We start from the raw sequence: 12,030 nt of genomic DNA, 5'->3' as shown, positions 1-12,030 counted from the left end.
AGCTTTTAATCATTTTACAATTCCTTGTATAAAAGAACAATTTCGTTGTCATCAAATAAACAACCTAATAACTCTTGTAATCTGCTCGCTTATCTTGCTTTTTTCCAAAATTTAATATCAGTCTATAAGCGAAAAGCATAGTCCAATCTGCTAATCCAAAAAATAGAACATTAGAAAGCATAGTTCGGACTATATTAATTAATTGTACTGATAGTAAAGATACTTTCAAAGTATCATCATTTTGATAAAGCATTTTCATATGCAAAAAGTAGGATAAATATCCTAACAATATGCCTAAAAGTATTAGTCCAAATACACCAAAATGAGCATAAAAAGTTTCAAGTCCTGATGGAACAACTGAACCTTCAGGGTATGGATACAATGACTTCAAGAAATCTGTTAACGGACCTACTAGATATGGGTCATTGCGAATCATATTTGGAATAAATTGCGTGAATAAGCTTAGATTAGATAAACCGAAATCACTGTTAATACCTCCTACGTTATTTTCATAAGTTAAAATGCCTGCTAAGCCCGCAAAAACCTCAACATTGGTACGGTAAAACCATTCAATTGGACTGTCTTGCTGATTCAAACGACTCGAGATTTCTTCTAACCTTTCAAATAAACTTAAATTATAATTTATTGCACTGTTATCTCTATACAGTCCATAAATTATAAAGATAAATATGAAAACAAAACTACTAGCAATAATCCAACGGCGTGGAATTTGTTTCCAGCAGTAGTTGAATATTAATAGGACTTGAACAAGCATGAAAGTTGCTAAAAAACGGGAATTGATTAAGGTCAGCAAGAAAGTAAAGCCAAATGTTAGGATATCAACTCTATTCAGCCTTTGTTTAAGAGATAATTTGTATAGTAAAGGCATTTTACCCAAACTAACACCAATTAGAAGGAAAGTCTGTCCTCCAACAGAATTTCCTGGATTATCTATAGCTGCTTGTAACCCACCTAGCAGAAGTATTAAAATTCCACCAAAGACCGTAACCCAAAGGGCTATCACTATGTATGACACGAGGGAGTTAGTATTTTTGATTGAAAAAACAACTACTTCTGAATTTAAAAAGCCTTTGTTTTTAAATTTATGCCTTGCCATCCATGTATAAGTTATGAATAGGCTAATAGTACATAAACCTGCATATAAATTTGCTAATCGTGTGCTTTCCAAGCTCAATAACTGATACAAATGTACAATATCCGAATCTCCATTTTGGAATTGACTTAATAACCACCATGCTTGACCTTGAACCAAAGTCAACATTGTTGCTGATATAAATACAACATATAAGTTACGGTTATGATTTTGAACAAGCTCTCGAATTATTAGAATAATTAGTAACAAAATTTGTGTATACAACCATATCCAATCGAATATAAAATCGTTCATTTTTCACTATCACTAATTTATTATTTTTTTTGCTTCTGCATCTAACCATATTAAAGACCGGGGCTTACTCTTAGTAACAGCATCAATTAAACCCAAAATTTTACATTTCAATATAGCTAACCTATATATAAATAAATTAACATTCTCAACTAGTTTAATTTGATTTTTACTATGTCTCAATAGTTCATAAAAAGCAGAGAAAATTCCCCTATTAATCCAATAAATTTTAGCGATAAAATTAAAATAATTTAATCCAATTCCAATTGCAAATCCTGTAGCATAAGCATAAGCAAGAGCATTTTTAGTGTTTTTAGCCTTTTCAAATAGTCCAGGATGTGCAACTTTAATGTTAGGACATAGCTTGATTGATTGGCCAGTCACTATGATTTTTGAAGTTAGAACAAAAGCTTCCCCACATTGACATGCATGATGTGAACCAGGACCCATATCATTGAAACCGCCTAATTGCAAAAATAGCTCTTTTTTTATAATTAAGTTCCATTCAATTATAAATCTTGAAAAATTTCTATACGTTATTTTCGATGTATTCTGTGGCCAGTGAGAAATATAGCAGCCATCTATTACCTCTCCTCGTTGAGGTACCAGCAGATTTGGCCCATTTGGCAAACTAATAATCAGTTCTTCTAGGGATATTATGTTAGAGTAGATAAAAGCGTCATCATCCAAAAAAAAGAGATATTCACCGGATGCTAGTGATGCTCCAAGATTTCTTGCTTCAGCAGCAGGAATTAAGCTATTTCGCACATACTCAACTAATTTAATATTGAGAATTTTTCTAAGTATATCTATTTCTTTCCCTGATTGGTTAATCAAGACTAGTTCGATTTGTTCATGCTTCAAATTGCTAAGAGAAATAAATAGTTTTTCTAAAAACAATTCAGGCTTTACCACGGGTACAATAAGCGAAAGTAAAATTGGGGTATTTATTAATTTATTCATTTAGATTTAACCTCTTGATTTTGTAGTATGTGTGTCTGATATTTATTTATTAAACGTTTTTTTCTGAACTCTGCGCCTTTTTGCTTTCCGAAAAAATATCCTACTATCTTATAGAAATAGTATGAAAGTAACTCTTGAATGTATAAAATTAATGCACGATACAAAAATGGACTTTTTAAATTCCGATGAATTTTGATGTACTCTAATTTCAAATTAAAAATTTTATTATCGCTTACTCCTCCAGTTTGATAATATGCCACTACGCCACCTAAGTAATGAAATTCAGCACCAATTAGTAACAAAGAGAATACGTAAGCGTAATCTGAAGCATATTTGTAATTAAGATTATATAGTCCTTGATTTAAGTATGTATGCTTCGTAATGAATATAGCTTGATGACAAATAGTCATTGAGTATTTTAACCTATCAATACTTGCAGAAGATTTTATAGTAATATTCGCATCTGTGTAGCCAAGGTAAATATCACCATAATAAATGGATAAATTATCGCTAGGAACAAATTGTTCAACTAACAATGAAAGTGCATTTGGTAGATATGTATCACCTGCATTAAGCAACCCTATAATATCACCAGAAGACAAGGCTATACCTTTATTCATAGCATCATAAATCCCATTATCTGGTTCACTAAGCCAGTAATCAATATGGGCTGAATACTTTTTAAGTATTTCTAAAGTGCCATCATTGCTTCCACCATCTATCACCAAATATTCTATGTTTTCATGTGTTTGATTAATTACACTTTTAATTGTAGATTCTATATATTCTTCTCCATTAAACACAACGGTTATAATCGTAACTAATGGTTGATTATGTTGGTGATTTTCGTCCTTGCGATTACTATTAATCTCTCTAAGTCCGCCTTCTATACGTTCAGGATAAGATTTTTTTTTCAAATATTCTGGGATGCTGGAGATTTCCATAAAGTCATAAAAAAGGAAAGATTCAAGAGTGTCAGTGCTACGACCATAGAGCTTTAACGGGTGACAAGGCGGCTAAACAGCTTGTTTCATAAGGGATAGAGCCTGAAAGCCACGTTGAAAAAAGAGACGTTTATGAGGCTTGAGATTGATAATGAAGGAGAATTCTGTGGACATCAGAAGCTATCTGAAAGCTTGAAATTAGAATGTTTCTTTTCAAAGCTATATCATTTATGGAAGCGTGGATTGAACGAATACACGAATGGATTAACTCGACAATTCTATCCCAAACCCACGAACTTTAAAATATCCATACTTCAAAATTTAATATTTCAAACACTTGCAATCACAATCATATGGTCATTGAATAATGGTATATTACCTCGATTGCCTAACAACTTACTAGCAAGTAAATAAAACAGCCACTTTGGAAAAGTCACAGAAGAATGATGATTTACGTTTAATACATCTATCTTATTAAGACCGCATGAATTTAAAGCATTTATTAGACCTTTTTCAGAAGCAACTGCAATATGACCGACATAAGCAAGATATATCCAGTTTTTTCCAGACATTCTTGAGTATATGCTATTAGCATTACCTGTAAATATCACTATCTTACCATTTGGGGATAAAAATTCTTTTGCTATTTTTATCTCTTTTATAGGATCAGCTAAATGTTCAAAAACATCTATGTACGTAATGATGTCCATTGAATGCTTCCTAAATGGGCTTTTATCTAAAGTTCCATTAAAGTAAGTAATCTTTTCATGATTTATCATATTTTCACTAGCTTTACCTGGCTCTACACCAAATTTTTGCCAAGATTCGCTGATACAATCCAAGAATTTACCATCACCGCAACCAACGTCACAGATAGACATAATATTATCTTGATTCGGATTGAGAAGATTCCCCAATTCAACAAAAAAAGAATTACTTTTTTCTGTTTCGAGTTCTTGCCAATAATCTTTTGGAAGATCATTGTACATGCTTAGTAATAATTCTTCACTTTTCATTCTATTATCAGTAGCGATAATAGAACCACAACTAACACATTTACCATGAGTCATTGATGGAAGCATATTCTTTAAATCAGAAGAATTTAACATAAGCACATGCTCTTTTATAGATTTAGTGTTTGGGTCGTTTCGGACATTTCGGACACTAAATTCTTTAAGATATCCCTTGCAGTAAACACAGTTCATAATTAGACCTCACTTTTAAATATTTTTTTTGTGAAAAAATCCTTGTTGTTTGCGGTGAACCAAATCAACAAAATACAGCTTTGTAGTATAGCATATCCTAATCTTAGGAACTCGCTATAAGGTATAAAATAATGTAGACACACAACAATGCAGAAAAACAATAAAGGGAACTTTAACCATTTTATCACTGTATTTTGAGGAATACAAAAGTGCTTAACTCCCATTAACAATAGCAGATTTGTGAATAAATAAGGGAAATTTCCACAGATTGCTCCGATCAAACCAAAATTATATGCCCCCAACGCAATCATTATGAGAGATAAAGAGCCACTAGCTGCTACTACAATAGCACAAATATTAGCTGCACCTATGCCAAGTAGGATATAGTAACCAACAGCATTGAGAGAATAAAGTGAATAAATTACCGTAGAAATACAAAATAAAAATATGTATTTAATATCTATTACATTTGTGAAAATTAAGCTACATATCAATGGGGAAAGTGTTATTAATATACCTCCTAAACCAAGAGCAACGAGACCATTCAACTGAATAGCTTGCTTAATGTTTTGTTTTGTTTGTTCATTATTTATATTTTGGATTAAATGGCTGACCGCAGGAACTAAAGGTTGTACAGGTAATGAAGAAAGTACATTAATTTGTGTTGTAATATCAGTTATCGCCGCATAAACCCCTAAACTTTGAGTCCCTAGCAAACTTCCTACAATTATACGATCTCCTCTTGCAAAAAGTGCGCTTCCCAAAGAACTCAACCAAATCATTACGCTATAGCGTCCTACTGCAAGTCCTTTATCTTTACTCCAAGCCAGGTGGAGATTTACAGTTTTAAGTAATGATTGCACCACCCAGGCATGGCTTAACAAAACTGCTACAGCAGCAACAGCTTGCCACTGCATCAATGCTATTGTCCGTCCTCCTCTGTAAGCTATCACTAACATTCCCAGTGTAATTAGTGCAGACTGAATCGTATTTAGCAGATTCATCAAACCATAGCGCTGATATGCTTGCTCCACACCAACTAAAACCTGTTGAAGTAATCGCGACCACAATACTAATCCACCAATCTGTAAAGCTTTTACCCCTGTCAACTGTTGTGTATTATCTAATTTAGTAAATATACTAACAATACCCTCAGCACCAAACCAAAGAGCGAACGCTGCGATTGTAGCCAATATCAGCATGGCTCCAACTGTCACAGTTAAAGTTTGTGATAACCCATCACTATCTTCCTTTCCTAAGTCCTGAGAAACAAACACAGTGGTTGCAGTAGCAAGACCAGCTTCAGCTAAACCAACAATTGCGATAACACTAGAAGCTAGAGTCCAAAGTCCATATTCCTCAACTCCAATCAAGCGAATCAGTAAAGGAATTGTAAGTATAGCCAAACCAATTCGGATAATTCCGCCAGCAGTATTATAGAATCCATTCTTTAAAAAGCTGTTTTTCAATTTAGTAAATTTACTTCAGTAATTTGGTGTCGTTAAACAATAGATTTTTTGAATAATTTAAGTGTAACCGCCCAATAATTCACGGTAGCGCGTTTAGTTATAAGTATCAACTAACTTAAAACCGTTCTCAGCCAGGTAGTCTGTCCCTATTGATTGAGCGGTTACAATTGAGTGGTTATATCATATAGACATAGCTTTCACCTATTTCAGCCTTCCCAGTTACGACTAGGTGGCGAGGGAGGAACTGAGATCAAAAGACTATCAAAGCTCAACTCCTAAAACAAGGTATTGCTTAGTTAAGCCATTCTCAACCAGCCAAATACATCATCAACAGTTAATTTTAACTCTATTCCTGCCAATACAGGCAGAATATCGGTTTTTTCCATCAGTATTGGTTGGCGATCGCACAAAAATACTAGAATACTTAAATCATCAGGATCAAGAAACCATCCTAATTTACACCCATGCTCCATACAATACAAGATATTGCCAATCACTTTATTTGATTTCTGTTCAGGAGAAAGAATCTCAATTACCCAATCGGGAGCTACTTCAAATCTATCTGGGACTTCTCCACTGCTAAGGAAAGGAATATGTTCCCATGTAAAAACTGCTATATCAGGAACAATTGAGCGATTACCAAAGCTACACCTGAGTTCAGGGAAAGCATAGGCAATTTTTTCAGATTCACTCACCAAATTAATTTCGCCACTAAGTTTCCCTTGCAGTCGGCTGTGTCTTCCTTTCGGCGTAGGTTTTTGAATAATTTCCCTACCCAAGAACTCTGATGCTGGCTTTGTTTCCGGTAGCATCAGAAACTCCTGCAATGTGAGAGATTTTATGGCGCTGATGGTCATAAAGGATAATTATTGTAGCTCTTAGTCGACATCGTTTTGATAATTATACCATAATTTAGACATAGCTTTCCCCTACTTCAGCCTTCCCAGTTACGAGTAGGTGGCGAGGGAGGAACTGAGATCAAAAGACCATCAAAGCTCAACTCCTAAAAAACGAATAATTTTAGTTAATTTCTCAGCGGTGTAAACTGTATTTGCACTAACCAAAAAACTCTACATCTTAGTAGGTTAATATTACATGAGCGGGAAATAAAGTCAAGTCTTACCGCAGATTGGCCTGAGAAAACTTCCCCTTACTATCTACTTTCTGACCGTAATAACCTCTCTGATAATAATACCCACCATAACTACTTTCCTCACTAATACCATTCACTACCATTCCCAAAATAGGCACTTTCCCATGATTAAGTAATAATTTCGATGACTTCACCGCTGAATATTCTACCTTGCCAGGACGGACAACCAGCAATAATCCATCCACATACTTACCAACAATCAGTGGATCAGTAACAGCAGTCAAGGGTGGTGTGTCAATGATGACAAAATCATAATCATTCCTTGCTTCTGCAATCAAGTCAGCCATGCGCTGGGAATCCAAAAGTGCGACTGGGTTAGGCGGAATTTTTCCGGCTGGCAACATATTCACCTGGGGAGATACCTCCTGGACAGCATTTTTTAACTGCGTCTGACCTGCTAAGATATTGCTTAGTCCCAATAAATTGGGTATTTCCCAAACGCGGTGCTGACGGGGACGGCGCATATCGGCATCCACTAACAGCACTCGTCGTCCTACGTGGGCTGCGGCTAGGGCTAAATTTGCTGCCACAAAAGATTTACCTTCTCCAGGGGTTGAACTAGTGAGCAAAATTACCCGTAATTCTTTGTCAGATAGGGTAAAGCCTAAATTAGTCTGGAGCATTTCAAAAGATGTACTGACTGGTGAATAGGGGTTATCCAACAAGGGCAACTCTTGCCGACCTTCCTGCCGATGTTTTGGATTTTTTTCACCATATTGGGGAATCGCCCCCAGCAAAGGAAAACCCAACAGCCGATTCGCTTCTTCAACATTTTTGAGAGATTGATTCATAGATTCCAACAGCAGCGCTGTTCCCGCACCTAAGAGGATTCCCAAAAATCCGCCTAGTGCTAAGTTGAGGGGAATCTTGGGAGAAACGGGACGTTCAGGAACTAAAGCCTCAGAGATAATCCGCGAATTACCTACATTCTGATTTTCTAGCACCTGAACTAACTGAGATTGCTTCAGAAATTCTTGATAGGTGATTTGTGCCACGGATAACTGTCGCTGTAGCTGTAGCTGTTGTTGTTCCAGTCGAGGTAAGCTATCCAAACGTCGCCTATTAATTATAAATACCTTTCGCAATTCTCCGATTTGGTTTGTTAAGGCTAACCTTTCCACCTCTGATTTGACTAGATCTTGAGTTAATGCCTGTTTGAGTTCTCCTACCTGCAAATTCTGTTGGGGGAGAGACTTGGAACTACCAATGGTTTGGGTAACTCGCTCTTCTAGTAACTTTTTAAGAGATGCCTCTTTCAATACCAAATTCACAACTTTTGGATTATCACTAGTATAAAGTGTTCGCGCTGTTGCTAGGTCATATTGTGTTTTCTGGTATTCTGTGAGTACCTGCTGTACGCCACGAGATTGACTTAATGCACTGAGATCAACCGCCTCTTGTGTAGTTGACTTCATTTCATACTGCAAAGCCACAGATCGAGTGTAAGCTGCTGCTAATTCGCCCTGGCTGCGGGTAATTGCCTCATCTAGTTTTCCAAGAGATTCCAAACCAGTTTTGGCTTCTACATCCAGAGCTACCACCCGGTTGTTTTCTTTAAAGCGACGCAAGGTCATTTCTGCCTTCGTAACTCTTTTCTCGACCTCTGGTAATTGCTTGTCTAAAAATTCTCGCGCGGATCTGGCCTCGGTGCGGTTAGTGCGAATATTACTCTCCAGATAATATTTCATTAAAGAATTGACCACATTTGCTGCTTCTTGCGGATTAGTACTCCTGTAAGAAAGCTGGATCACATCCGTTCCTCGGATAGTCTTCAGCTTCAGTTTTTTGAGAAAGTTCTCCAAAGAAATCTGTTTGCCTTGATCATTTGTCAAATTCAGTGTGGTAATAGTTTTTATAACAATGGGGTAGGAGCGGATGATCTCAGATTCGGTATCTACTGGGTTACTGAGGTTTGTCAATCCGCCCAGTTCTCCCAGGGATTGGGAGAGACCTGCGAGTGAGGAAGCCCCACTTTTTTTAGTGAAAACCAGCTTGCCTTCCGACTCGTAAACTGGTTTTGCTGAGTAAGTGAGTAAGGCTGTGACTCCTAAGACAGAGGCAAAGACAATTGATGTCACCAGCCAATGTCTTTTGAATGTTAGCCAGTATTGTTGGATATCAAGAGAGGAATCTTGGTCTTCTTGGTTAATAGACATAAATTAATTTAAGAAAATATACTAAGTATAGAACTTAAGTGTTGTAGAAATTGTAGATCATGTATTTGCACAAAATTAAGTCATTTCCGGCAATACCTTGTCCAAATCGCAAAAAGTCTTGATTTGTAGGTTGGGTTAAGCGACAGCGAAATCCAACAAAACAGAAAATGGACAAGGTAGTAAATAATCCTTTTTACACACTATTCGATAAATTGAAGAGTTTGCAAAATTACAGGCTATGAAATTTAATCAAAGAAGTTCATATCTTACCTTTTTCCCACGATAGAAAGCTGTAGATGATATTGTCTAGGTTATTATACTTGGGTTGCCAGTTCAATACCTGCTTAATTTTCTCTGCATCAGCAGTCACACAGGCTGGATCTCCGGGACGACGCGCTACTTCAATTACGGGAAAATCCACACCAGAAATAGCTTTGACCCGTTCCACAACTTGCCGGACACTATAACCTTCTCCATAACCACAGTTGAGAACTTGACTTTCTCCATCTCGTTCCAGATAGCGTAACGCATCAACATGGGCTGCGGCTAAGTCTTCAACATGGATATAATCTCGAATTCCTGTACCATCTGGGGTGGGAAAATCAGTGCCAAAGATCTTCAATTCTGATTGGCGTTTCAGGGCGGCATTACAGGCATTGGCAATCAAATGAGTTGCATTGCTTGAGTTTTGTCCGATTCTGCCACCGGGGTCGGCTCCGGCGACGTTGAAATAGCGGAGAATTACATACCGCAGACAAGAAGCTAGTCCATAGTCTTGAATCATGAATTCGCTTATCAGTTTGGAGCGTCCGTAGGGATTAATTGGTAGGGTAGGAGTAGACTCGGTGACTGGATTTTCTTGGGGTTCGCCGTAAACTGCGGCTGTACTAGAAAATATCAATTGGTTAACACCCATGACACTACAGCACCGGAGCAAATTCAGAGTATTCCGTGTATTATTTGCGTAGTAATCGAGGGGATAGGCAACGGATTCTGGTACAACTAGACTAGCTGCAAAGTGCAGGACTGCACTAAATTGATGTTTGCCAAAGACTTGGTAAAGGCGGTCTATATCTCCTAAATCGCCAATAATTAGCTCACCATGGAGTACGGATTGGGGTAAACCCGTAGAGCAATTGTCATATACGACTGTATTATAACCAGCCTCGCCTAGTTGACGCACGACGTGGGAACCAATATAGCCTGCACCTCCTGTCACCAAGACTTTTTGATTCATCTGCCTTTACCCAATAAAACAACTCTGATGGTTTTCAAGACTATGACTATATCCAACCATAAAGAATAGTTCTTGATATAGTAAAGGTCGTAAGCCAGCTTTTCATAGGCATCTTCAAGGGAAGCTCCGTATGGATAAAGTACCTGCGCCCAACCTGTGATTCCTGGTTTGACTAAATAGCGCATTTCATAATAAGGAATTGCTTCTTTGAGCTTGACATCAAACTCTGGCCTCTCTGGACGAGGACCAATCAGGCTCATTTCTCCAGATAACACATTCCAAATCTGAGGTAGTTCGTCAATTCGCAAAACTCGTAGCCAATATCCCACCCTGGTAATGCGTGGATCTCGTTGAATTGCCCATTGTGCGCCCTTCTTTTCAGCATCCTGAGACATGGAACGGAACTTGTAAACCCGAAATGGTTTACCGTATAATCCTGTTCGTAATTGGCTATAGAAAATTGGACCTGGACTATCTAACTTAATGATTAAACCAACAATGACCATGAGTGGCAGTAGCAGCACAGATAATACTCCAGTCAGCATTATATCTGTAAACCGCTTGATTTTGAGACTAAAACCACAAAATACCAGGTTAAAGCCACTACTAAAAGCAAACCACTCATCTTCAAGTAGAGAGGAGGGAAGTTTGTAGCATAAAGTTTCCCAAATATCGGGCAACTGGTAAACAGGGATGCCTTTTAGTCGTAGTTGCATTAAACTTTGCACTTGTACATCAGAGAGACTGATTTTTGTCCCTACTACCACCCCTAATAAGGGTTGCTGACTCCAATCAGATAGGTCGCTGAGGCAGCCTTCATGACTTAGTTGGGGTTCTATTTCTGCTAATTCAGGCAGTTGTTGGCCATTTTCAGTCAGGATAACTAATCTTCCCAAGGGATTCCGTGTTAAGAACATTTGGGCAAACTTTATCGCATGATTGCCAGATCCTAGCATTAACCAACGACCCTGGTGGGACTTTGATCGCCACCAATTGAATGCCAATAGTCTTAATATGATTGCCCAGATTGTAAATATTCCCAGATTAACTAGCAATATACCCCTCATCCCTCCTGAATGCTGTTCCCAACTCTCCGATAGATAAATTACCAATGAAGTGATGAGGGTAATTATTCCACTACTGATGAGAATGCGATTTGGAGCTTGTAAACCTGCAATTTCTTTCTCTGGATGGTATGTATCTGACAAATACATCCCTGTTAAAACCAGTAAGATAAATCCGCAGACAAATGGGTCAAATCCTGTCAATGGATTATTTAACGTCCAGTAAGAAGTAAGTCCCAAGCAGACAAATAGGCCAAGGACATCCCCCACCACCAGGAATAGAGATATAAATCGTGGGAGTTTTACTAACTGAATGCTGCTGCTGCCTCTATTAGTCTCAAATCCTATCTCTAACATAAGTATTTTTTTGAAGTTGCTTGTAAAAAAATGAACTTGTAAACAATAGCTTCGCCAAATTGAAAAAAGCTTTAATT

At 37.4% G+C, this 12,030-nt stretch carries 9 protein-coding genes and 1 pseudogene; 1 reads left to right on the top strand and 9 read right to left on the bottom strand.

Annotation, left to right across the window (positions count from 1 at the left end; genetic code table 11):
• Positions 1-64 precede the first annotated feature (64 nt).
• From FJR06_RS09575 to FJR06_RS09565, 3 genes are read right to left on the bottom strand one after another with little or no spacing between them, the layout of a single operon-like run.
• Complete coding sequence (locus tag FJR06_RS09575; RefSeq protein WP_015078344.1) at positions 65-1,408, bottom strand: hypothetical protein; 1,344 nt, start codon at positions 1,406-1,408, stop codon at positions 65-67.
• A gap of 12 nt (positions 1,409-1,420) precedes the next feature.
• Positions 1,421-2,368, bottom strand: coding sequence for a glycosyltransferase family 2 protein (locus FJR06_RS09570; RefSeq protein WP_168651311.1), 948 nt, complete (start codon positions 2,366-2,368; stop codon positions 1,421-1,423).
• Entirely contained in the window at positions 2,365-3,312 is a 948-nt protein-coding gene (locus tag FJR06_RS09565) for a glycosyltransferase family 2 protein (RefSeq protein ID WP_168651310.1), read from the bottom strand. Before FJR06_RS09565 ends, FJR06_RS09570 begins: the two co-directional genes overlap by 4 nt.
• Before the next feature lie 117 nt (positions 3,313-3,429).
• On the opposite strand from FJR06_RS09565, the pseudogene FJR06_RS24320 reads away from it, so the two are divergent.
• Positions 3,430-3,618, top strand: a pseudogene (locus tag FJR06_RS24320) (IS30 family transposase); the annotation flags it as partial.
• Between the two features lie 23 nt (positions 3,619-3,641).
• Here the strand turns inward: FJR06_RS24320 and FJR06_RS09560 are convergent.
• The 6 genes from FJR06_RS09560 to FJR06_RS09535 all read right to left on the bottom strand — a co-directional run bounded on the left by FJR06_RS09560 (position 3,642) and on the right by FJR06_RS09535 (position 11,953).
• The gene (locus FJR06_RS09560) at positions 3,642-4,421 is read right to left on the bottom strand and encodes a class I SAM-dependent methyltransferase (RefSeq protein ID WP_168651309.1); all 780 of its coding nucleotides are present in this window, start codon (positions 4,419-4,421) and stop codon (positions 3,642-3,644) included.
• 98 nt (positions 4,422-4,519) lie between these two features.
• Entirely contained in the window at positions 4,520-5,986 is a 1,467-nt protein-coding gene (locus tag FJR06_RS09555) for a lipopolysaccharide biosynthesis protein (protein WP_168651308.1), read from the bottom strand.
• Positions 5,987-6,282: 296 nt separating this feature from the next.
• Positions 6,283-6,843: a Uma2 family endonuclease gene (locus FJR06_RS09550; RefSeq protein ID WP_168651307.1), complete on the bottom strand. Its 561-nt coding sequence runs from the start codon at positions 6,841-6,843 to the stop codon at positions 6,283-6,285.
• 262 nt (positions 6,844-7,105) lie between these two features.
• Entirely contained in the window at positions 7,106-9,295 is a 2,190-nt protein-coding gene (locus FJR06_RS09545; protein ID WP_168651306.1) for a polysaccharide biosynthesis tyrosine autokinase, read from the bottom strand.
• Positions 9,296-9,554: 259 nt separating this feature from the next.
• Positions 9,555-10,532 carry a UDP-glucose 4-epimerase GalE gene (gene galE / locus FJR06_RS09540; RefSeq protein WP_168651305.1) on the bottom strand — a complete coding sequence of 326 codons (978 nt, stop codon included), beginning with the start codon at positions 10,530-10,532 and terminating at the stop codon, positions 9,555-9,557.
• Positions 10,529-11,953, bottom strand: coding sequence for a sugar transferase (locus FJR06_RS09535; protein WP_174783447.1), 1,425 nt, complete (start codon positions 11,951-11,953; stop codon positions 10,529-10,531). Before FJR06_RS09535 ends, galE begins: the two co-directional genes overlap by 4 nt.
• Positions 11,954-12,030 lie beyond the last annotated feature (77 nt).

Source organism: Dolichospermum sp. UHCC 0352 (genome assembly GCF_009711925.1).
In the GTDB taxonomy this organism is placed as follows: Bacteria; Cyanobacteriota; Cyanobacteriia; order Cyanobacteriales; family Nostocaceae; genus Dolichospermum; species Dolichospermum lemmermannii.
The sequence above is the reverse complement of the archived record's forward strand: the minus strand, read 5'-3'. Positions and strand labels throughout refer to the sequence as shown.

Bases quoted from the DNA above. Each gene is read 5' to 3' on its own strand.
- FJR06_RS09570 (WP_168651311.1), bottom strand. From the start codon at position 2,368: ATGAATAAATTAATAAATACCCCAATTTTACTTTCGCTTATTGTACCC.
- FJR06_RS09545 (WP_168651306.1), bottom strand. From the start codon at position 9,295: ATGTCTATTAACCAAGAAGACCAAGATTCCTCTCTTGATATCCAACAA.
- FJR06_RS09535 (WP_174783447.1), bottom strand. From the start codon at position 11,953: ATGTTAGAGATAGGATTTGAGACTAATAGAGGCAGCAGCAGCATTCAG.
- FJR06_RS09565 (WP_168651310.1), bottom strand. From the start codon at position 3,312: ATGGAAATCTCCAGCATCCCAGAATATTTGAAAAAAAAATCTTATCCT.
- FJR06_RS09560 (WP_168651309.1), bottom strand. From the start codon at position 4,421: ATGTTAAATTCTTCTGATTTAAAGAATATGCTTCCATCAATGACTCAT.
- galE (WP_168651305.1), bottom strand. From the start codon at position 10,532: ATGAATCAAAAAGTCTTGGTGACAGGAGGTGCAGGCTATATTGGTTCC.
- FJR06_RS09575 (WP_015078344.1), bottom strand. From the start codon at position 1,408: ATGAACGATTTTATATTCGATTGGATATGGTTGTATACACAAATTTTG.
- FJR06_RS09550 (WP_168651307.1), bottom strand. From the start codon at position 6,843: ATGACCATCAGCGCCATAAAATCTCTCACATTGCAGGAGTTTCTGATG.